Below are 21,697 nucleotides of genomic sequence, written 5' to 3' on the forward strand. Positions count from 1 at the left end.
CCCCGTCTGACGCCCTCGTCTGACGGGACGAAAAAAGGAATAAAAAAGAAAGAATTAAATCGGTCAGACGAGGGCGTCAGACCTGGTGAACAAATGATTGAGTTGAAGGATATAAAGCAAGTGTATTTCATTGGAATAGGCGGAATAGGTATGAGCGCCATCGCCAGGTTCTTCAATGAAAAAGGAGTGAAGGTGAGTGGTTATGATAAAACAGTAACCCCGCTCACATCACAGTTGGAAGCAGAAGGAATTGAAGTTCATTATAAAGAGGATGTTGATAGTATTCCCAAAGATGTGCAGTTGGTAGTCTACACACCTGCTATTCCAAAGGAGCACAAAGAGTATCAGTTCTATTTGCAAAACAGATACAACGTTGTAAAACGAAGTGATGTATTGCAGATTATAACGCAAAGTTCTTTGAATATATGTGTGGCAGGTACACATGGTAAAACAACCATCAGCACCATCACAGGTCATTTGCTGCGGCACAGCGGTTACGGATGCAATGCTTTTCTCGGAGGTATTGCAGTGAATTATAACAGCAACTTTTGGGCAAGTGATAACAATATATGTGTAGTGGAAGCAGATGAGTACGACCGCTCTTTTCACAAGTTGAGTCCTGATATTGCGGTGATTACTGCAATGGATGCAGACCATCTGGATATTTACGGTACTGCTGAAGCCATGGAAGATGCATTCATTGAGTTCACCGCAAATATCAAAGCAGGTGGTTGGCTCATCAGCAAGTATGGATTGAAGCGTGCAAGGGATTTAAAGGCAACACATCACATTACTTATCATTTGAATAATGATGCTGCTGATGTATATGCAAAAAATCTCAAAGTGGAAAATGGAACTTATTTGTTTGATGTGGTGGTAAAAGATTGGTTGCTCAAAGATGTGCGATTGAACATTGGCGGACTGCACAATATTGAAAATGCATTGGCTGCAATAGCAGTGGCACACCTATTAAAAATTGATGATGTAAAAATCAGAGAGGCGGTAGCTGCATTTAAAGGAGTGAAAAGAAGATTTGAATATGTAATAGCTCCCGGTGAAGCTGATGTAGTGATGATTGATGATTATGCACATCATCCGGAAGAGTTAAGGGCTTTGATAACAGGTGCAAGAAGTTTGTTTGACAACAGGAAAATGGTTTTGGTTTTTCAGCCGCACCTGTTCACACGCACAAGAGATTTAGCGGATGGGTTTGCAGAAGTGCTGGATACGGCTGATGAAGTAATTCTTTTGCCCATCTATCCAGCAAGAGAATTACAAATTGAAGGAGTAAGCAGTGAAATGATTTTGAACAGAATGAAGTTGAAAGATAAGCAGGTGATGAGTAAGGAGCAATTAAAAAGTAGCCTGCAGAAATTTGTTGGTGATAGCACCTACAAGGGCGGCGTGGTCTTCATTACCGCAGGTGCAGGTGATATTGATGCAATGTTGAATGAATTAAAAGAATTGATTTTAAAATAAGTGGCAATCAATAAGAAAATAGTAAAACGGATTATTGCAACGGTTATCTGGTCGCTGGTGGCGAGTGGTGCTGTAGTGTTGCTCATTGCAGCAACCCGTCAGCAGGCAGAAAAAGTGTGCACTGATGTAGTAGTGAATGTAAAGAGTGTGGTTGGTGTGCAATACATCAGCGAAAAAAATATTCTCAACACTATTTCAGGTGGTGCGCCTGAACAGTTGAAAGGTCAACTGCTGAAAACTTTTGACCTGCAGCAACTGGAATCCATTCTTGAAAAGAATTTATGGATTCGTAATGCAGAATTGTTCTTTGATAATAATGATGTGCTGCATGTAGATGTTACAGAGCGTAAACCTGTGGCCCGTGTGTTTGCTGTGAGCGGTGAAACATTTTATGTAGATGATTTAGGTGAGCAATTACCCACAACCAATGACCAGGTGGCACGTGTGCCGGTGTTTACTTCTTTTCCGCAGATTACAAAACCACTCATTGGTAAAGACAGTGTGTTGTTACAGCAAATAAAAGAAGTGGGTTTGTATTTATTGAATCATGATTTCTGGATGGCGCAGGTGGAGCAGGTAAACATCAATAATTATGAAATGGAAATGATTCCCAAACTGGGACAACATACCATTCAGTTTGGAGATGGTACCAATGTGGAAGCAAAGTTTAACCGCCTGTTATTGTTCTATAAGCAAATCATGAATAAAACAGGTTGGAATTACTACAGTAACCTGGATGTGCGTTATGATAAGCAGCTTGTAGCTGTGAGAAGAGATAGTGCCAGTTTGTTCAAAAGTTTTGCGCTTGCTACAAAGGACAGCATCCGCATCAGCAATGTGATTGATAGTTTGCAGAGCGCAAAAGACACATCGCTTGCTATCATTAAAAAAGATTCAATAGTTGGGCTTACCTCTAAAACCAAGACCCAAAACCCAGCATCTGTTCCTGTGAAAACCCAATCCAATCCTTCAACAATGCCGGTGAAGAACCAGAATCCAACCCCTGTAAAAGCAAAACCAAAAACTGAGGAAGAAAATGTATTGAATGAAGTAAAGAAACAGAATGCTCCCAAACCCAAAGCGGTGATGGAGAAGAAAAACCAACAGTGACCATAAGAGAACCAACCCCTATGAAAGGAAAAGAACCAAGAACCAAATGGCAAGAAACAAGGAAGAAGTTAAAAGTAAAAAAATGAAGAGTAAGCTGTTTATCCCCTCCAGGGAGGGGCAGCAGAGACTCAAACAATGAAGATGATGAGCTGGGGTGGGTTGTTGAATAGAATTACTGAACGATGAAGTGAGTGACACAACACAAGCCTGATAGCAGCAACAACGATGACAACAAAAAAATAAACAACAACAATAAACAAATATTTTTCAACACACAACTAAAACTCAATACAACTATGACAACGGAAATGCCAAACGGAACCACTACCGTAAACAACAATCCCATCATTGTGGGTTTGGACATTGGTACTACCAAAATTGCAGCCATTGCAGGCCGTAAAAATGAATTCGGCAAATTGGAAATTCTTGGCTTTGGTCGGGCGAATTCCAACGGTGTACAACATGGTATGGTGCTCAACATTGACCAAACCATTAAAGCCATTGAACAGGCGTTACAAAACTGTTATGCCAGCAATCCCAATTTAGAAATTAATGAAGTGTATGTGGGCATTGCAGGTCATCACATCAAATCACTGCAAACACGTGGTGATATTGTGCGTCAATTAACGGACGAAGAAATTTCTCAAAAAGAAATTGACCAGCTCATCAGCGACCAGTACAAAACCTACATTCCTGCGGGCGACCAGATTATTGATGTAATTCCGCAGGAATTCACCGTTGATAATTTTCAAAACATTCCCAATCCCATTGGTTACAGTGGTGTAAAAGTGGGAGCGAATTTTCACATCATCACAGGTGATAAAAATGCCATTCGCAATATCAACCGCAGTGTAGAAAAAAGTAATTTAAAAACAAAAGACCTCGTGTTGCAGCCGCTTGCATCTGCTGCTGCTGTAATGTGTGAGCATGATTTGGAAGCAGGTGTTGCCATTGTAGATATTGGTGGTGGTACTACTGATCTTGCTGTGTTTTATGAAGGTATTTTAAAACACACAGCTGTGATTCCTTTTGGTGGTGAAAACATTACCAATGATATTAAGATGGGTTTGGGTGTGTTGCGCACACAGGCAGAGCAAATGAAAGTGCAGTTTGGAAGTGCATTGGCTGATGAAGCAAAAACAAATGCGTTCATCACCATTCCCGGTATCCGTGGTATGCAGCCAAAAGAAATTAGTGTAAAGAATCTCGCTAACATCATCCAGGCACGCATGAGTGAGATTATGGATTTTGTAGCCTATCATTTAAAGCAAGTGGGTTTGGATAATCGCTTGTTGAATGGTGGTATTGTATTAACAGGTGGCGGTTCGCAATTGAAACACCTCATTCAGTTAACAGAATATGTTACAGGTTTGAATGCCCGCATCGGTTATCCTAATGAGCATTTAGCTGCAGGTCATATTGATGAACTGGCGAAGCCGATGTACTCTACTTGTATCGGTCTTATCTTAAAAGGTTACAACGTATTTGAAAATACACAGAACAAATTAAAAGGTGTAGTAGTGGAAGAGCCTGTTGCTGAAGTGGTAACTACTTATGATGAACCGACGGATACCCATCAGATACAAATCAAAAAGCGCAAAAGTCTCAAAGGATTTATGGACAGCATTAAAGACGGATTGATTGATTTGTTTCATGAAGAGGAGGATAAAAAGTTCTAAGAATCAAAATTCAAAATACAAATTCCAATAAGCTCTTTTAAAACTTACAACCCGATTAAATAATAGGTCACCAGTCTTCCCCCTTGGGGGAATTAAAGGGGGCTGCTTTAAACGAACATTATGATACATTTTGATTTGCCAAAGGAAAAATCATCCATCATCAAAGTAATTGGTGTGGGTGGTGGTGGAAGTAATGCAGTAAATCACATGCATTCGCAAATAAAAGATGGTGTAAACTTTATCATTTGCAATACAGATGCACAGGCCATTGCACTGAGTGCTGTGCCCAACAAAGTACAGTTAGGTCCGCACTTAACACAAGGGCTTGGTGCAGGTGCTAATCCTGAAATCGGCAGACAGGCAACAGAAGAAAGTTTGGAAGAAATCAAACGCATATTGGAAGTTAATACGAAGATGGCGTTTATCACTGCAGGTATGGGCGGTGGAACAGGTACAGGTGGGGCACCCATCATTGCAAAAATTTGTAAGGACCTGGGCATACTCACTGTTGGAATTGTTACCACGCCGTTTGGTTATGAAGGAAAGAAGCGGATTGCACAGGCGGAGGATGGTATCAATCGTCTGAAAGAATATGTAGACACACTGCTTGTTATCAGCAATGATAAACTGCGTCACCAGTTTGGTAATTTGAAAATGAAAGAAGCATTTTCAAAAGCGGATAATGTACTCGCCACTGCTGCAAAATGTATTACGGATGTAATTAACAGTACAGGGCAAATCAATGTGGACTTTGCTGATGTGTGTACCGTGATGAAGAATGGCGGTGTTGCTATTTTGGGTAATGCAAGTGCAGGTGGTGAAAACCGTGCACAGCTGGCCATTGAGCAGGCATTGAATTCACCATTATTAAATGATAATGATATACGTGGTGCCAAGTGGATTTTAATTAATATCAACAGTGCAGAAGGTGAACATGAGTTTACAATGGATGAAGTAGAAATCATTCAAAATCATTTGCTGAGCCAGGCAGGAGAAGATACGGATGTGATTCTTGGTTTGGGTTATGACCCTGCATTGGGAAATGAAATTGGTATTACGCTTATCGCAACCGGCTTTGAACAAAAAAATCCGTTTGATAAAAAACCGGTGGTAAAAGAAGAAGCAAAACCGAAGGATGAAAAGATTGTGATGGTTTTAGGTGAGCCGGAGCCAAAGAAAGAGATGGTGCAACCAGTTTTGTTCAAGGAAGAAGTAAAAGACCCCATTGCTCCTGTAATTGCAGAAGAAGTAAAAGTGCAGGAAGAAATAAAACCACAACCTGTTGTAGAAACCGCTCGTATTGAGTTTGTACTGGAGCCGGTTGTTAAACCTGTTCAACAACCTGTTGCTGAAACAAAACCGGTTGAAGTTGTTGCGCCGAAAACGGAGGAAAAGAAAGAAGAAATCATTATGCGTGAAGCAACTCCGATGGGCGTTCCTGTAATGAAACAAACGGAAGTAGCTGCAACAAATCAAAAACCATCAACAGGATTTTTACAGAAGCCCTCTATGATTTATGCTGAACCACAGCAGGACCATGCAGCAGAGCAAAAACCGGTTCAGCAGGAATTGCCGAATGTTGAAGAAAAGAAAGAAAAGCATGTCCCCATTCAGTTTGTAAACGATGATGAGGAAAGTTTTGACATGCAACTGGTGGAGAAAAATGCTTCTCAGGTGGAAGAGACAACCAAACAAAAGTTCCAACTGCCGGTAAACGAAGAGCCTCCTGTATATGATGAAGCCCAGGAGCAACGCAAAAAAGCTGCCGAACGTTTACAGAAGTTGCGCAATCTTTCTTTTAACATCAACAATCCTGCAGATCCTAACAGTGAGTTTGAAAATGTGCCTGCTTACCTGCGCAGGAACCTGGAATTGTACAATACCATTTCACCTGCCGAGAACTTTTACAGCAATTATACTGTACAGGCAGATGATAATAATAAAGCCGAGATCAATACCATTAATACTTTCTTAGATGGTAAGAAACCGGATTAAAAAATGTAACCGATGAAAATGCCTTTGTTTTTTATTTCTGAGTAGTTGAGTTTATTAGTTGTGTTACCCCTCTGATTTTTCAGAGGGGTTTTTTACACAGGGCAACGAAGACTAAAACTGTGAATTTGTCTTTCCGGTACCCTTCGTGGTTTTATAGGTAAACACTAACAATTCCCTAACAAACCTCAGGTAAGAATAAGCATCTCTCATATATAAATACAACGCAAACAGCCATGAAATCCTTACTTACCATCATCACTCAACTTCACCAACCCGAATTCATCTGTAACCTGGCCGAACGACTGGCCTGTACCCATGCTGATATGGGTTATGGCACCGTTAAACCTGCCGGCATCTGGCAACCTGTTGAAACTTCTACCAATGATATTTATGCAGGCGGTACTGTAGAAATGTTGATGACGGATGAGCAGTTGAACCTGCCTTTTATCACCAGTTTTTTATTTACCTGTGTAAAAGGCAAAGACGGTATTTATAAATTGGAGTGGGGTTGTTCGTTGAGTTAGTTGGTGCCCACATGTATCATTGGAAAAAGGAACGATGAAGTGAGTGACACAATACCGCTCCCTCGATGGTACATTTGCCGGTTCCATAAATTCCTTCCTCAACTCCTTCTCTTTTTCACACAACCTTTACAGCTTCTTTGTTGTAATACTGCAAATTGAATGTAATGAACGAAATTCGCAGCATGCAGCATCCATCAGCAATTGAAATAAAAGATTATACGTACAACCTGCCTGACGAACGCATTGCCAGGTACCCATTGGAAGAAAGGGATTTGAGCAAGCTGCTTATTTATAAAAACGGGAACATCAGCGAAACAACTTACAGGAATATAGCAGAACAATTTTCCCGTAAAACATTATTACTCTTTAACAATACAAAAGTTATTGAAGCCCGCATCTTTTTTCAAAAACCCACCGGTGGCGTAATTGAAATCTTTTGCCTGGAGCCGGCCTACAATACAGAACTAACACAGGCGATGATAAGTAAAGGCAAAGTGCAATGGAACTGTATGATTGGTGGCGCCAGTAAATGGAAAGAACAGGTGCTGGAAAAAAAGATTGAAGCGGAAGGGAATACCATTCATCTTTTTGCACAAATCAAAGAACGCTTGCCTGATTGTTTTGTAATTGAGTTTAGCTGGCATGATGATTTTGCTTTTGGTGAGCTCTTGCATTATGCCGGTGTTATTCCACTGCCGCCTTATCTGCATCGCAATGCAGAGAAAGCAGATTATGAGCGCTACCAAACAGTGTATGCTAAAACAGAAGGAAGCGTGGCAGCGCCAACAGCCGGACTGCATTTTACACCACAATTATTAAATGAACTTTCGGAACAGGGTGTTTTAATGGAGCAGGTAACCCTGCATGTGGGCGCCGGTACTTTTAAACCGGTGAAGAGTGAAACGATGAAAGATCATGAAATGCATAAAGAATGGATACAGGTAAATAAATCCTCTATTGAAAATATTCTCAATTATCATCCGGAAGATGTAATTCCTGTTGGTACCACTTCACTGCGTACCTTGGAAACACTGTACTGGATGGGTGTAAAAGCATTGATGAATCCGGATGCAGGTATTGAAGAACTGGAAGTAAAACAATGGGATGCGTATGAACTACCTGCCAAAAATATTTCAACTGAACAATCCCTCCAGGCCCTCATCGGATGGATGAACGACCGCCAGCTGGAGCAACTGGTTTGCCATACGCAGCTTCTGGTAGCACCCGGGTACAAACTCCGTATTGCTGATGCTTTGATTACTAATTTTCATCAACCGAACTCTACGTTGCTTTTACTGGTAGCTGCATTTATTGGTGATAGCTGGCGTAAAGTGTACGATTATGCATTGGCTCATGAGTTCAGGTTTCTGAGTTATGGTGATGGTAGTTTGTTGTGGTGTGAGAAGTAAGTGGATTGTTGCAGCCGATAGTTGACAGTTTTTAATGCGAAAAACTGTTTGACTTTAAAAGCAGGTGAATGCGATAAACAGGTGTAAGCTGGTTTACGACTAACAACTACTTGCTAAAGACTTTTTTTCCATTTCACTCCAACCCCTACCTTTACAGGGTAATTAGCAACCAATTTAAAATTTGGTTCGTATCCATCAATAATTCTCTATTTGTGGGAAAGTACACAGAAAAAGTAACAGGTGCGGGGTTATTAATAGCACTTGGAATCATTTATGGTGATATCGGTACGTCACCGCTCTACGTTTTTAATGCAATTATTAATGGCAGAGAAGTGTCAGAATTGCTTATCATCGGATCGCTTTCCTGTATTATCTGGACACTCACTCTTCAAACCACATTAAAGTATGTATGGCTTGTTTTAAAAGCCGATAACAGGGGGGAAGGTGGTACATTTTCTTTATATGCATTAGTACGTCGCCGGCGAAAATGGTTGGTAATTCCTGCTATGATTGGTGGAGCATCCCTGCTGGCTGATGGTATTATCACCCCGCCTATTTCTATTACATCAGCTATTGAAGGGTTGAAAGTTTTACCTCAGTTCAGGGAGATGCACGTGGATACTATAGTTATTATAGTTTTAAGCATTCTTACTGTTTTTTTCTTTCTGCAGCAATTTGGTACCGGTTCCATCGGCAGGTTCTTCGGACCTGTAATGTTAGTTTGGTTTACCATGCTGGCAGTTTTGGGTTTATTTCACGTTACAGATGACCTGTCTATTTTTAAAGCGCTGAGTCCTCATTACGCAGTTGAATTTTTAGCTACTTATCCGCAAGGGTTCTGGTTGTTGGGTGCTGTATTTCTATGTACTACGGGTGCCGAAGCGTTGTATAGTGATCTGGGTCATTGCGGACGTGGAAATATCCGTTTTTCCTGGATCTATGTAAAAGCATGTTTGCTTATTAATTATTTTGGGCAGGGCGCATCACTATTATCTCATTATAAAGGAAAAACAATCGATGCTGCTTTTAAAGCTGAAACAGGAATTCATGCATTTTATGATTTAATGCCGCATTGGTTTGTTATAGCCGGTGTGATCATTGCTACCAGTGCCACAATTATTGCCAGCCAGGCTATGATTGCAGGGGCATTTACTTTAATAAGTGAAGCGATGCGTCTCAACCTATGGCCCCGGTTAAAAATCAATTATCCCAGTGAAGAGCGTGGTCAGTTGTTCATACCCTTTATGAACCTTTTTATGTTTATGGGCTGCATTTTTGTAGTTCTTTATTTTAAAGAATCATCCCGCATGGAGGCAGCTTATGGACTGGCCATTATTGTAACCATGCTCATGACAACGGTACTGTTTGCCAATTACCTTGTATTGCACAGGGTAAATTCTGTTATTATATGGCTGTTCCTCATTGTTTATTTTGTAATTGAAAGCGGTTACATGATAGCCCTGCTTGATAAGTTTTTACACGGTGGATACATTACACTTATCATTGGCTTCCTTATGTTTCTTGTTATGTACATCTGGTACCGCAGCCGTAAAATCAAAAACCGTTACGTGGAGTTTGTACGGCTGGATCATTACCTGCCGCTCCTGCAGGAATTAAGTAATGATATGACGGTAACCAAACATGCCACCCATCTTGTGTACCTCACCAGCGCTAATAATCCAAGGGAGATTGAGCATAAAATTATTTACTCTATTTTAAACCGTAAACCCAAGCGGGCTGATATTTACTGGTTTGTGCATGTGGATACACTGGATGATCCCTATACCTGCGAATATGAAGTAGATACAATTATTCCTAATGAAGTGATACGGGTGGAATTCCGTTTAGGTTTCCGTATGCAGCCCCGTATCAACCTCATGTTCCGCAAAGTAGTGGAAGATATGGTGGCGAATAAAGAAGTGAATATCACCAGCCGTTATGAAAGTTTACAACGCAATAATGTTGTGGGCGATTTTCAGTTTGTGGTGATGGAAAAATTCCTGAGCCAGGATAATGAATTGCCGTTCCTGGAAAGAGTGGTGATGCGTATTTATTTTGCCATCAAGAAAATAGCGTTGAGCGAAGAAAAAGGTTTTGGACTGGATATGAGCAATGTGTCAGTGGAGAAATTCCCGTTAATTGTAGCCCCAATCAGCTCCCTCAAGTTAAAACGTATTTACCCTCCGGATGAGGAATGAGAAAATTTGAAGATTTGAATATCAGAAAATTTGAAAATTCCCGCCTGATGGCTTCATCTGACGGGATTTTTTGTTTACAAGCTAATCTGCAAAAAACATCGTCCCTTGCGTCGCACACTTGAAGGCTTTGTTTTTCAATAAAGCAACTAAATGGTAAATCTAAAATAAGAACTTGTGTAAAGGCATCTTAGAATTAGTATACCTCTTCATTACAATTTTTCTCTTACATTTAATCATTCTCCCGTCCATAATCAACCAAAAACAACAAATCAAAACCTGCAAACGGCATTCTATTGTCTCCCACGCTCATCTATATCATCCTCGCTTACCTGCTGGTAATGTTGATAGCTTACCTGGTGCAGGAGCGGTTTATATTCAAACCTGAAAAACTCAAACAGGATTTTGAATTTAAATATGATGCGCCGTTTAAGGAAGTGAGTTTTGAGCCAGAGCAGGGCGTAAAAATCAGCGGTATTCATTTTTATGTAAAGAAACCTCATGGGTTGATTATTTATTTTCATGGCAATACCCGGAGTATTAAAGGTTGGGGTAAATATGCCAAAGATTTTTACCGGTTTGGTTATGATGTGCTGTTGGTTGATTATCGTGGCTTTGGTAAAAGCATCGGTAAACGTAGTGAAAAAGCCATGCTCAATGATATGCAGTTTGTATACGATGAAATGCTGGTAAAGTTCCCCGAAGATCACATCATTGTTTATGGAAGAAGCATGGGCAGTGGTTTCGCTACCAAGCTGGCGAGTGATAATCATCCACGCTATTTAATTTTGGATGCACCTTATTTCAGTTTTAAAAAAGCAGCCGAACGCTTCCTTCCTTTTCTGCCTATGAAGTGGGTGCTGCGTTACCAGTTAAGAACGGATCGCTGGATTGAAAATGTGAAATGTCATACCTACATCATACATGGTACAAAAGATTGGTTAATTCCGCTCCGGCAAAGTGAGCGGTTGCAGCAGATTAATCCACGACGCATAACTTTGATACGGATTGCAGGAGGCGGGCATAACAATCTGCCTTCGTTTCCTGAATACCACAACTTTATCCGAGATATTTTAAAAATATGAGCCGCCGCAAACCTGTGACCAAAGCAATCTGGAATGCCGCCAAGGTGATGCTTTTTTTATATGCGCTCATCGGAATTTTGCTCTGGACTTTCCAGGATAAACTCCTGTTTCAATCCAAACAGCTTCCCCCGGATTACAGGTTTGATTTTAAACAACCGCACCGGGATCTTTTAATACGATTGAACGAAGAGGAGCAATTGAGCATTGTGGAATTTTACCCGGAAGACACACTGCACAGCCGTGGTGTGGTACTTTATTTTCATGGCAACAGGGAAAATATCAATCACTATGCAAAGTTTGTTCCCGCCTTTACCCGGCATGGGTATGAAGTGTGGATGATGGATTACCCCGGGTACGGAAAATCAACCGGCGACCCTACAGAGCAGCGGTTTTACAGCGATGCTCTGTTGTTATATAAAATGGCGGAGAAGCAATTCAGCAGTGATAGTATTATTTTTTACGGCAAATCATTAGGCACCGGTGTGGCAACAGAACTCGCCAGTCATGCAGGTGGCAAACGGTTGATCCTGGAAACACCTTATTACAGTTTGCCTTCATTGGCTTCTGCTTTTTTGCCGGTATATCCCACAGCTTCCATGCTGCAGTATAAATTTTCAGTACATGAATATCTGCCGTTTGTGAAGATACCTGTTACCATCTTTCATGGTACGGAAGACGGCGTTATACCTTACAGTAATGCGGAGCAATTGAGACCTTTGTTAAAAACCGGGGATGAATTTATTACAATTGAAAAGGGGAGCCATAATGATTTAAGTACGTTTGAGTTGTATCAGCAAAAACTGGATAGTTTGCTCAATCATTAATTCGCTTCATTCACCACAATCGTCATATCAAAATTAATGGTGACTTTATCTTCAATCTTAATCATATTAAATGGAGTACGGGGTTTTACATGAAAGTCGCTCATGAGTAAATCTTTACTGGCCTTGAGTTGAAAGAGATGGTTGCTTAGCTTGTTTACCTGTACCTGTAATTGATTTTTTTTGCTCACACCGGCAATACTTAGTGTAACATTAGCAGTAAAAGAGTACCAGGTATTATATTGAAGAGAGGAACTGGTGTTAAGAAGTGTGGCATCGTGCAGTTGAATAATGATGTAAGGGTGCTCCTCTGCTTTGAGTGCTTTATGCATATCCCTGTTCATAAGTTTGTTTTTGCAACTGAGTAAGGATGTTTTTACCTGCAGTACCGCATTGGAAAAATCAATACGTCCGTTTTGCTGTTGTGTACCACTGATGATTGCTACCGGAAAATCATCTTTACAGTAACATTCATAATTATTGATGTTTGTTTTACCGTTCAGGTACAAACGGCTTTTTGCATCAATCTTGTACGCTACTTTAAAAGCAGTGTCACCGCTTGCAAAAAATATCAATATGATGCAGATCCATTTCATGTAAAAAGATTTCTGTTAAAACAAAGCCCTGTGCAAAGGATGACAGGGCTTTGTATAGTAAACAGGTATATGAAATCAGAAACCAATTACTGCTTCAACCATAAATCCATTGAACTTGGCATTGTAGCGGTAGTCAGCCCATGGAAAATCATTATACTTTTGATTCACCATTTCTACTTTCAGCAACATGTTGCGTGTGGGGAAATAACCGGCAGCAAAGGCAAAGCGGTTTACATTTACTTTGGCTTGTTGTCCGTTCAGGCTTCCGTCATTAGTACCATATCTTAAACCACTGGGTTCACCGGTTGCAGTTACATAACGTGCACCAATGTACAGTTGTTCATTTTTAAGGAAACGATACACCAGTTCACCATAGGCCTGGTTCCAGTCACGCTTATTCCATTTTCCATTGGCTACATCAGCAAATACTGAACCTTTAATCATATCATAGCCACCCTGGAGTTCCAGTCCTTTGTATTTAAGGAATGGACTAACGTTGATAGCGGTAACCCTGTTGGCAACACCTGGGTCTAAACGGCCTGAAGTAAAGTTGGCAGTGATAGAAGTTGCTGTGCCGTTAATTTGTGCAGGGTCCATTACTGCAAAGTAGTGTGAACCTGTACGGTCGCCGGCAAACAAGGTGTTGCGTACAATGTTAGAGTTGTTGTAAACAGATGCAGATAAACGGAAACGAAGATCAGTTTGAATTTGCTTGTCATAAGCCACTTTACCAAAAATAGATGGAGAACGTTTGGTTCTTACCACGCCGTTAGAATTTATTGATTCTGCTGTGGGTTGAATATTTCCGTTAATAAATCCGGAAGTCATACCGGCCATCAACATAACATCAGCTGTTGGGAATACATACACTTCACCACCAATTTCAGTTGTAAAGGCATCCAGTAACAGGTTTTCAGCAAATGGGTTGAAGATGGTATTACCACCATCACTGCGGCGGAATTGGAAATCACCATAGTTTGGTTGGAAGTGACCGATTTTTACACGCAGGTACTTAGTAAACCATTCAGGGTTGCCGAACATAGGCAGTTTATCTATCTGAATGTAACCACCCTTTACCCAGAACTCATTGTGGTGACGGGCACTCATGTAGTTTTCAAGAAATACACGAATACCATCATCAATCTGAATATCAAAGTTCAGGTTGGCCATGGCCAGGTTAAAACCATTCATGCGGGATGTAACACTGTCATTGTTTTGATAGCTGCCGTTTGCATTCTTAACCAAGCCCACTAAAAGGTTTCTGTTTGTAGCATTGGTAGGACTGGTAACTACATAGTTGGCTTTGTTGGTACTTTTAATGGATTGATAATCTTGTGTAAAAGAACCACCGATTCTTATTTTAAATCCTTCGTAAGCTACGGTGTCTTTTTTGGAAGGTTCAAATACATTGATACCTCTTTTATCATAATAACGGGAGTATTGAATCTTCTGTGCGGAAACAGTTGCTGCCATTGCAGTTAGAATAAAGACGGCAAGTACTGTTTTAAATGATGGACGTTTCATATACGTTTGTTTTAATTTTTAAATAGTTTGGTTTTATTTTTTGTGAAGAACTACATAAATGTCAAGGGTAACTTCATCGCCTACCTTTAATGCACCCAGCATAAAAGATGGAGGTTTAATACCATGGTTACTCATGAGGATTTTTTTAGTGCCTTTAATTTCAATATCACCGTTGGGTAATACTTTCATTTTTAAAGTGAGATCTGTAGGTTTTGAAGTGCCGCCGATGTTTAGATTACCACTTACTGTTACACTGGCTTCTCCACCACTGGCAGGTACACCGGTAACTTTGGTTACGGCGTAAGTGATGTTAGGATTTTTATCAGCCTTTAATGTTTCATGTGTGCGGCTGTCCATTAAACCTGAGTTTTTATCGCTTTTAATGGATTTGGTTACCACATTTACATTACCTCCGGTAACTTTTTCTATGATGCCGTTATTAATTACAAAATCTCCCTGTACTGTAACATTGGTTGCTGCAGAACTCCAATCATGCATGGTGGAAGTTCCTTTTATGGAAAGCTTGTAAGTTGTAGCTGAATAGGTTTGCGCCTGGAGGTATTGAAAAGTGAAAATCAGGATTACCAGAAGCGGACGGATGATGAATTTGATGCTCATAAACTTTTATTTAAGCTGTGAAAAATGACTTCACAAAAGTTGTTCAGCATCAACTGGCAGGAAATGACTCAACTACAGAAACGGTGTGATTATTGTCACACTATGCATTGACTGGCGTCACAAATCAATAAAATTCAGTGCTAATATCAGGGTTCGTATAGCTGTACGTTGTGAGCGTTTATGTTAAGTGAATAAACGCCTCCACATTTTAAAGCGAGGTTTTCCTTATCATGACTTACCGGAAAACCAAAGCAAACAGGGTATTTATATTCAGCAATATGTTCATGAATAATCTGGTATACTTTTTTGCCAAAAGGTCGTTGTGTATCCTGCATATCTGTAAAACCACCAATGATGAGCCCGGCAAGCTGTTCAAATTTGCCGCTGCGTTTTAACTGTATCATCATACGGTCTACATTATAATGCTGTTCTCCTACATCTTCTAAAAAGAGAATTTTATTTTTGGTCTGAATGTCGGAGGTAGTGCCTGTGAGATGTGCCAGCAACGCAAGATTGCCGCCAATTAATTCCCCCGTTGCAATACCGTTTCTGTTGAGTGTATTTGTTTTGCATTGGTACTTAGCCGGTGTTCCTTCCAGCGCCTGTTTGAGGGATTTTACATATTTGTTTTTGTAACCACCATCATTAAAAGCGGCGGCCATCGGCGCATGCAGTGTTGCTATTTTGTAATTACGGTTGATATGTGCATGTAATACTGTAATATCACTAAAGCCAATGATCCATTTCGGATTTTTCCTGAATTGCGTAAAATCTAATTGTTCAATAATGCGGCCAACACCATAACCGCCACGTCCGCAGAGGATGGCTTTTACTTCCGGTGCATCCAGCATGGCCTGAAATTCATTCAACCGTTCCTCATCTGTTCCGCTGAAATAATTGTTGGATTTGCTGCCGAGTGTTTTGCCCGCCAACACTTCATAACCCCATTGCTGTAATGTGTGAATACAGGTTTCTGCCTTTTCCAAAGGCATATAACCTGCCGGACAGGTGATGGAAATCGTATCGCCGGCTTGCAGGTAGGGAGGAATCTTCATTAATAAAATCCTTTTAAGATGTGTTTTATTTCCTGGGTTGAAATTACAGAAGCAAACCTCTTTTTTCTAAGTCCATTGTAAAGTTTTTTATCACCCGTCCATAATAAAGCTCCCAATTCTATACTTAGTGCAACATAAAGAATGTCTTTTGAGTCAATGTCATTTGTAAGCAGTGCTGCAGTTTTAATTGTTTTGGAGCTTATTTCATCTGAGGAAAGAGTAATCAAATGAGCTGAAATGCTTGATAAGAGCATATCAAAATCAGTTGAGCTGATACCGCTGTATTTGCAGATTTTTTTCTTATGCAAATTGACTTCTTTTAATGCAAAGTCAGGTATAACAAATTCTGTTTTTGGGGTACCTACAATAATAATTTTTGGAATAGCGCCAAAAGGATTTAGAATGGCTGATATGATAATATTGGCATCAATTACAATAGTGGTCATAAACCACGCTGCTTTTTAAATTTATTCCAAGCAGCTTCGGAAATTTCATCTGCCAATTTGTTGATAGCTGATTGGGGTACTTTCTTCAATTTGACCGTACTGGCTCTTTCAAGAAATTCAATGTATTCTTTAACCCGCTTGATTCCTGTACTTCCAATCTTTCTTGAAAAAGAAATCGTTACTTTATCTTTATCTAACTTCTCAACGATCATAAACTTGCGTTTCTCAAATTTACAAAATTATAATTCAGTAAGTAATGTTTTTTCATTACTAATCTGCAATTTATGTTTCACCCCACACTTCAACGCATAATTATTTTTCTGGTGCCCCACCGGAAAATCAAAACACACGGGATATTTAAACTCTTTTACTTTCTCCAATACAATTTCTTCAATGGTTTTACCAAAGACTGTATCATTCTCGCCCTCATCTTTTTTTAGTTTAAATCCGCCCACAATCAATCCTGCCAGGTGATCCAGTTTGCCGCTGCGTTTTAAATTCCAGAACATACGATCAATGCTGTACAGGTATTCGCCGGTATCTTCCACAAATAAAATTTTTCCGGTAGTACGAAGATCGCTTTTGCTTCCGGCCAATGATTCGATCGTTTTTAAATTACCTCCTGCCAATATTCCTTCAGCAGTTCCGTTATGGTTGGATGTATTGAATGGTGCAGTGTACTTCATTTTTACACCTTGTAACGCATCACGGATGGAGAGAATGGTTTCAACCTGTATGGGTTCGGCTTTGCTCCAGTCTTCAGGGAAACTATTGCACATTTTGGAATGAATGGATGCAATGCCTAAGTTTCGGTTGAGGTGTGAATGGAGTACAGTGATATCACTAAAACCGATTAGCCATTTAGGATGCAGTTTGAATCTGGTAAAATTGAGTTGATCAATAATCCGTACAAAACCATAACCGCCCCTTGCACAAAGAATCGCTTTTACGGATCTGTCGTCCAGCAGCTGTTGAAAATCATTCAGCCGTTCTTCATCTGTGCCGCCAAATGTAAAGTGGCGTTTGCCGATGGTTGCACCAATTTTTACATCAAACCCCCAGCTTTTGATTTGTTGAACGGACGGCTCAATTTCTTTGAAACTGGAATAACCTGCCGGTGAAGTAATGGCAATGGTGTCGCCGGGTTTTAAATAGGGTGGAAGCATGGGTGCTGTTTCCGGTTCTTCCATACCGGGATGACCCAGTGGAAGTGCCAGGCCGGCCATGCTTACAGATGATAAAAAATCTTTACGGTTCATAGTACGCTGTTCAGTGACGATGATTTGGCAGAAAAATTACGAAAGGTTCTGCTGCCAATGTTCTGCGGTGTAAATTACAGTTTATTAGCTATGAATCATTCTTCACTTGTAAATGCAATCCGGCAAATGGCCACCATTTCACCGCAAAGTGAAGCCGTATTTCTTACGGCATGGAAAGAGTGGGAACTGCCCAAAGATTTTTTACTGTTGCGTGAAAAAGAAGTGAGCGATTATCTTTATTTTGTTGAAAAAGGAATTGCACGCATTTATTATTACAAAAACGGTAAGGAAATCACTGAATGGATTGCGCTGGATGAACAGTTTTTCTTTTCCATCACCAGTTTTTTTCAACGTACGCCCAGCCATCTCATCATTCACACATTGGAGCCTTCGCTTGTTTATGGTATTCACCATAATGATTTAATGCAACTGGCTGCACAGCATCATGACATTGAAACCTTATTCCGGAAAATGCTCACCCGCTCATTGATTCTTTCTCAGAAACGTATGGATGCCATTCAGTTTGAAACAGCACAGCAGCGGTATGAAAAATTATTACAGCAAAATCCCGATATCATCAAACGGGTGCCGCTTTCTTATATCGCTTCGTTTTTGGGCGTTACATTGGAAACACTGAGCCGCATCCGTTCTGCACTTTGATAGTGGTGATGAGTTTTAAAAAAGTTTTTAATTGCAGATTCTGATAAATGCCTGAAAAAATTAAATTTGAAAAAACAAGAACCATGCGTTACTATTTACTTTTTTTATGGGTATTCATTCCGGGTTTCATTCTTGCACAGGATTTATCACTGTATAGAAAAAAGAATTTGCTTACGGCAGTTCTGTACTTCGTTATCGGGTTCTCTACCCTGAAAATTATAACCCTGCTCAAAAATATCCCTGCGTGTTGTTTTTACATGGTGCAGGGGAAAGAGGCAGTGATAATGAAAAGCAGTTAACACATGGGGCCAAACTTTTTCTTGATGCTGCCAACCGGAAAAATTTTCCTGCTATTGTACTTTTTCCTCAATGTCCGGAGAATGAGTTTTGGGCGGCTGTTAAAATGGATCGTTCCAAACAACCCTATCAATTTGAATTTGATTATGCAGCACCTGCAAACTGGCCACTGGCTGCTGCTAATGCACTGGTGCAGCAAATGATTAGTGATGGTGTTGTTGATGCGAAGCGTGTTTATATAACCGGTTTATCAATGGGTGGTATGGGTACATTTGAATCAGTGTACCGTTTTCCTAAACTCTATGCTGCAGCAATGCCTATATGCGGAGGCGGCAATACAAACCTCTACGATGCACGGGTTAAAAAAGTGCCATTTTGGGTATTTCATGGCGCAGCCGATGCTGTGGTGGATGTAAAGCGTTCGCAACAAATGGTGCAACGGCTGCAACAACTTAAAATGCGTGTAAAATATTCTGAATACCCGGGTGTGAATCATAACAGCTGGGATAATGCATTTGCTGAACCTGATTATCTGAAGTGGATGTTTCAACAAAAGAAAAAGAAATAAAAGCTATGTTACTTCTAAACCCTCCGGCAGGAGGGTTTTTTATTGGGTTTGGGCGATGGGTCCGTTTCGGTTAATTTTGCGGATTCTTTTGTGAACGCATTTGCTCCATAGAATTACCTGAAGATGCAGTGTGCGACGCAACTGAAGTTTCATAGTAGATCAAAAGCCCGTTACACAACAATACAATGACTCAACCGAAACGATATTTAATTACAAGTGCATTGCCTTATGCCAATGGTTTAAAACATGTGGGGCATCTGGCAGGTGCCTATATTCCAGCAGATATTTATACACGTTACCTGCGTGCACAAAAACGTGATGTAGTGTTTGTGTGTGGCAGTGATGAACATGGCACCGCTATTCCTATACAGGCAGCAAAAGAAGGCACCACACCTCGTGCCATTATTGATAAGTATCATGAAGCAATGAAACAGGATTTTGAAGACCTGGGTATGAGCTTTGATATTTACCACCGCACAAGTGAACCCATTCATCATGAAACGGCGCAGGAGTTTTTTACCTACTTAAATGACCGTGGTGAACTGGAAGTGAAAGAAACGGAACAGTATTATGACGAAGAGGCAAAATCGTTTCTGGCTGATCGTTATATAAAAGGTACCTGTCCCAATTGCGGCAGCGACCGTGCTTTTGGTGACCAATGTGAAAATTGCGGAAGGACTTTAAGCCCTGACGAATTGATTAATCCGGTGAGTACGTTAAGCGGCAGTGCGCCTGTTAAGAAAAAAACGTCGCATTGGTATTTACCATTGGGCAAACATGAAGCGTTTTTGCGGGAGTGGATTTTGAAAGAGCATAAAGATGACTGGCGTGCCAACGTGGTGGGCCAATGTAAGAGCTGGATTGAAGGAGGTTTGCAATCACGTGCTGTTACAAGAGATCTGGATTGGGGTATTAAAGTGCCTGTAGCAGGTGCTGATGGGAAAATGCTGTATGTGTGGTTTGATGCGCCTATCGGTTACATCAGCGCTACCAAACAATGGGCTATTGATAATGATAAAGACTGGAAACCTTATTGGTATGATGCTGATACCAAGCTGGTGCATTTTATTGGCAAGGATAATATCGTTTTTCATGCCATCATCTTTCCCATCATGTTGAAATTGCATGGTAATATTTTGCCAAGCAACGTTCCTTCTAATGAATTTTTGAACCTGGAAGGTGATAAAATGAGTACGAGCCGTAACTGGAAGCTGGACATGCGTGATTATATAAATGATTTTGTGAAGAAAGAAAACGGGGGCGAACAGTGTGTGGATATGCTTCGCTATTATCTCACACAAATTGCACCTGAAACAAAAGACAGTGAATTCATGTGGAAGGGTTTCCAGGATGCAGTGAACAGTGAACTGGTGAGCATCTTTGGAAACTTCATTAATCGTACATGGGTGCTCATGCATAAGCTCTGCGGCGGTAAAGTGCCGAAGCTGCATGAAGAGCTGCTGGATGATACGGATAAAGAGTTGATGAAAGAAATCGGAAATGCAAAATCGAAAATTGAAAATCTTTTAGAGGATTTTAAATTTCGTGAAGCATTGTTTGAGGTGATTGATCTGAGCCGAAAGGGAAATCAATACATGCAGAAAAAGGAGCCGTGGATAAAAGCGAAGAAGACCACAGACGACGGACCACAGTCCACCGAAGCTCAAAAGGAAATTGATAATTGTTTACATCTTTGTTTGCAATTGAGTGCCAATCTTGCCATCCTCATCAACCCATTCCTTCCATTTACAGCGAAGAAGATGCTGCACATGATGAAAGTGGTGGAGAAGATGCTGGATTGGGAAAATGCAGGCAAATTAAAATTGCTGAGTGTGGGTTATGCCTTACGTGCACCTGAATTGCTCTTCAGAAAAATTGAAGATGATGAAATTAAATTCCAGGTTGAGAAATTAAAAGCAGGGCTTGTAAAAAAGGAGGAACAAAAAGTGGAAGCACCAAAATCTGAAACCGCTGCTCTGAAATCTGAAATTGTATTTGATGATTTTGCAAAGATTGATTTGCGTGTTGGTACTATAGTTACTGCGGAGAAAGTTGAGAAAGCAGATAAGCTGTTGAAACTATCTGTTGACCTTGGTTTTGAAACCAGAACTATTGTAAGCGGCATAGCACTTCATTTCAAACCTGAAGATATCATTGGAAAACAGGTGGTAGTAGTTGCCAATCTGGCGCCACGTAAAATGCGTGGTATTGAAAGCAACGGTATGATTTTAATGGCCGAAAACAAAGATGGCAAGTTGCATTTTGTAAATCCTGACAGCATTATTAATCCCGGGGCCCCGGTGAATTAATCTGCTTTTAATTTTCATAACTCAGGAGTTGTAAACGATGATATTAATTACCCATACGATTGCGTGAA

The 21,697-nt window shown here is 40.5% G+C and carries 19 protein-coding genes; 12 read left to right on the forward strand and 7 right to left on the reverse strand.

The window, feature by feature from the left end; all coding sequences use genetic code 11:
* The first annotated feature begins 93 nt into the window (after positions 1-93).
* From murC to PDL71_RS05450, 9 genes are all read left to right on the forward strand, one after another.
* A complete protein-coding gene (gene murC, locus PDL71_RS05410) occupies positions 94-1,479 on the forward strand; it encodes a UDP-N-acetylmuramate--L-alanine ligase (RefSeq protein ID WP_407526419.1) in 1,386 nt (461 codons plus the stop codon).
* Positions 1,480-2,589 (forward strand): cell division protein FtsQ/DivIB, encoded by a 1,110-nt coding sequence (locus PDL71_RS05415; protein ID WP_407526421.1) that lies wholly within the window; start codon positions 1,480-1,482, stop codon positions 2,587-2,589.
* Positions 2,590-2,885: 296 nt separating this feature from the next.
* Positions 2,886-4,268 carry a cell division protein FtsA gene (gene ftsA / locus PDL71_RS05420; protein WP_407526424.1) on the forward strand — a complete coding sequence of 461 codons (1,383 nt, stop codon included), beginning with the start codon at positions 2,886-2,888 and terminating at the stop codon, positions 4,266-4,268.
* Positions 4,269-4,388: 120 nt separating this feature from the next.
* Positions 4,389-6,263 carry a cell division protein FtsZ gene (ftsZ, locus tag PDL71_RS05425; RefSeq protein WP_407526426.1) on the forward strand — a complete coding sequence of 625 codons (1,875 nt, stop codon included), beginning with the start codon at positions 4,389-4,391 and terminating at the stop codon, positions 6,261-6,263.
* Positions 6,264-6,496: 233 nt separating this feature from the next.
* The gene (locus PDL71_RS05430) at positions 6,497-6,787 is read left to right on the forward strand and encodes a hypothetical protein (RefSeq protein WP_407526429.1); all 291 of its coding nucleotides are present in this window, start codon (positions 6,497-6,499) and stop codon (positions 6,785-6,787) included.
* Between the two features lie 164 nt (positions 6,788-6,951).
* Entirely contained in the window at positions 6,952-8,196 is a 1,245-nt protein-coding gene (locus PDL71_RS05435; protein WP_407526432.1) for an S-adenosylmethionine:tRNA ribosyltransferase-isomerase, read from the forward strand.
* 212 nt (positions 8,197-8,408) lie between these two features.
* Entirely contained in the window at positions 8,409-10,394 is a 1,986-nt protein-coding gene (locus PDL71_RS05440) for a KUP/HAK/KT family potassium transporter (protein WP_407526434.1), read from the forward strand.
* Positions 10,395-10,687: 293 nt separating this feature from the next.
* A complete protein-coding gene (locus tag PDL71_RS05445) occupies positions 10,688-11,476 on the forward strand; it encodes an alpha/beta hydrolase (RefSeq protein ID WP_407526437.1) in 789 nt (262 codons plus the stop codon).
* Positions 11,473-12,300 carry an alpha/beta hydrolase gene (locus PDL71_RS05450; protein ID WP_407526440.1) on the forward strand — a complete coding sequence of 276 codons (828 nt, stop codon included), beginning with the start codon at positions 11,473-11,475 and terminating at the stop codon, positions 12,298-12,300. Before PDL71_RS05445 ends, PDL71_RS05450 begins: the two co-directional genes overlap by 4 nt.
* Here the strand turns inward: PDL71_RS05450 and PDL71_RS05455 are convergent.
* From PDL71_RS05455 to PDL71_RS05485, 7 genes are all read right to left on the reverse strand, one after another.
* Complete coding sequence (locus tag PDL71_RS05455) at positions 12,297-12,893, reverse strand: YceI family protein (RefSeq protein ID WP_407526443.1); 597 nt, start codon at positions 12,891-12,893, stop codon at positions 12,297-12,299. The genes PDL71_RS05450 and PDL71_RS05455 overlap by 4 nt on opposite strands.
* A 75-nt stretch (positions 12,894-12,968) precedes the next feature.
* Positions 12,969-14,417, reverse strand: coding sequence for a hypothetical protein (locus PDL71_RS05460; RefSeq protein ID WP_407526445.1), 1,449 nt, complete (start codon positions 14,415-14,417; stop codon positions 12,969-12,971).
* Between the two features lie 33 nt (positions 14,418-14,450).
* Positions 14,451-15,035, reverse strand: a complete 585-nt coding sequence (locus PDL71_RS05465; RefSeq protein WP_407526448.1) for a YceI family protein — start codon at positions 15,033-15,035, stop codon at positions 14,451-14,453.
* A 146-nt stretch (positions 15,036-15,181) separates the two neighbouring features.
* Positions 15,182-16,090 carry an LD-carboxypeptidase gene (locus PDL71_RS05470; RefSeq protein ID WP_407526451.1) on the reverse strand — a complete coding sequence of 303 codons (909 nt, stop codon included), beginning with the start codon at positions 16,088-16,090 and terminating at the stop codon, positions 15,182-15,184.
* Entirely contained in the window at positions 16,090-16,536 is a 447-nt protein-coding gene (locus tag PDL71_RS05475) for a PIN domain-containing protein (protein WP_407526453.1), read from the reverse strand. The genes PDL71_RS05470 and PDL71_RS05475 overlap by 1 nt, the downstream gene beginning before the upstream one ends.
* On the reverse strand, positions 16,533-16,748 hold the full coding sequence (locus PDL71_RS05480) for a hypothetical protein (RefSeq protein WP_407526455.1): 216 nt from the start codon (positions 16,746-16,748) through the stop codon (positions 16,533-16,535). The genes PDL71_RS05475 and PDL71_RS05480 overlap by 4 nt, the downstream gene beginning before the upstream one ends.
* Before the next feature lie 27 nt (positions 16,749-16,775).
* A complete protein-coding gene (locus PDL71_RS05485) occupies positions 16,776-17,795 on the reverse strand; it encodes an LD-carboxypeptidase (protein WP_407526458.1) in 1,020 nt (339 codons plus the stop codon).
* Positions 17,796-17,885: 90 nt separating this feature from the next.
* Between PDL71_RS05485 and PDL71_RS05490 the strand changes: the two genes are divergently transcribed.
* From PDL71_RS05490 to metG, 3 genes are all read left to right on the forward strand, one after another.
* Positions 17,886-18,455: a Crp/Fnr family transcriptional regulator gene (locus PDL71_RS05490; protein ID WP_407526461.1), complete on the forward strand. Its 570-nt coding sequence runs from the start codon at positions 17,886-17,888 to the stop codon at positions 18,453-18,455.
* Positions 18,456-18,699: 244 nt separating this feature from the next.
* Entirely contained in the window at positions 18,700-19,320 is a 621-nt protein-coding gene (locus PDL71_RS05495) for a prolyl oligopeptidase family serine peptidase (RefSeq protein WP_407526463.1), read from the forward strand.
* A 185-nt stretch (positions 19,321-19,505) separates the two neighbouring features.
* Positions 19,506-21,629 (forward strand): methionine--tRNA ligase, encoded by a 2,124-nt coding sequence (metG, locus tag PDL71_RS05500; RefSeq protein ID WP_407526466.1) that lies wholly within the window; start codon positions 19,506-19,508, stop codon positions 21,627-21,629.
* The last annotated feature ends 68 nt before the right edge of the window (positions 21,630-21,697 follow it).

The sequence above is a fragment of the Lacibacter sp. MH-610 genome (assembly GCF_045780045.1).
Taxonomy (GTDB): domain Bacteria; phylum Bacteroidota; class Bacteroidia; order Chitinophagales; family Chitinophagaceae; genus Lacibacter.

What these genes read in the sequence shown, in the direction of transcription:
- murC (WP_407526419.1), top strand. Translation starts at nt 94, where the DNA reads ATGATTGAGTTGAAGGATATAAAGCAAGTGTATTTCATTGGAATAGGC.
- PDL71_RS05455 (WP_407526443.1), bottom strand. Translation starts at nt 12,893, where the DNA reads ATGAAATGGATCTGCATCATATTGATATTTTTTGCAAGCGGTGACACT.
- PDL71_RS05480 (WP_407526455.1), bottom strand. Translation starts at nt 16,748, where the DNA reads ATGATCGTTGAGAAGTTAGATAAAGATAAAGTAACGATTTCTTTTTCA.
- PDL71_RS05475 (WP_407526453.1), bottom strand. Translation starts at nt 16,536, where the DNA reads ATGACCACTATTGTAATTGATGCCAATATTATCATATCAGCCATTCTA.
- PDL71_RS05460 (WP_407526445.1), bottom strand. Translation starts at nt 14,417, where the DNA reads ATGAAACGTCCATCATTTAAAACAGTACTTGCCGTCTTTATTCTAACT.
- PDL71_RS05485 (WP_407526458.1), bottom strand. Translation starts at nt 17,795, where the DNA reads ATGAACCGTAAAGATTTTTTATCATCTGTAAGCATGGCCGGCCTGGCA.
- PDL71_RS05450 (WP_407526440.1), top strand. Translation starts at nt 11,473, where the DNA reads ATGAGCCGCCGCAAACCTGTGACCAAAGCAATCTGGAATGCCGCCAAG.
- ftsA (WP_407526424.1), top strand. Translation starts at nt 2,886, where the DNA reads ATGACAACGGAAATGCCAAACGGAACCACTACCGTAAACAACAATCCC.
- PDL71_RS05430 (WP_407526429.1), top strand. Translation starts at nt 6,497, where the DNA reads ATGAAATCCTTACTTACCATCATCACTCAACTTCACCAACCCGAATTC.
- PDL71_RS05490 (WP_407526461.1), top strand. Translation starts at nt 17,886, where the DNA reads ATGAATCATTCTTCACTTGTAAATGCAATCCGGCAAATGGCCACCATT.
- ftsZ (WP_407526426.1), top strand. Translation starts at nt 4,389, where the DNA reads ATGATACATTTTGATTTGCCAAAGGAAAAATCATCCATCATCAAAGTA.
- PDL71_RS05465 (WP_407526448.1), bottom strand. Translation starts at nt 15,035, where the DNA reads ATGAGCATCAAATTCATCATCCGTCCGCTTCTGGTAATCCTGATTTTC.
- PDL71_RS05470 (WP_407526451.1), bottom strand. Translation starts at nt 16,090, where the DNA reads ATGAAGATTCCTCCCTACCTGCAAGCCGGCGATACGATTTCCATCACC.
- PDL71_RS05435 (WP_407526432.1), top strand. Translation starts at nt 6,952, where the DNA reads ATGAACGAAATTCGCAGCATGCAGCATCCATCAGCAATTGAAATAAAA.
- metG (WP_407526466.1), top strand. Translation starts at nt 19,506, where the DNA reads ATGACTCAACCGAAACGATATTTAATTACAAGTGCATTGCCTTATGCC.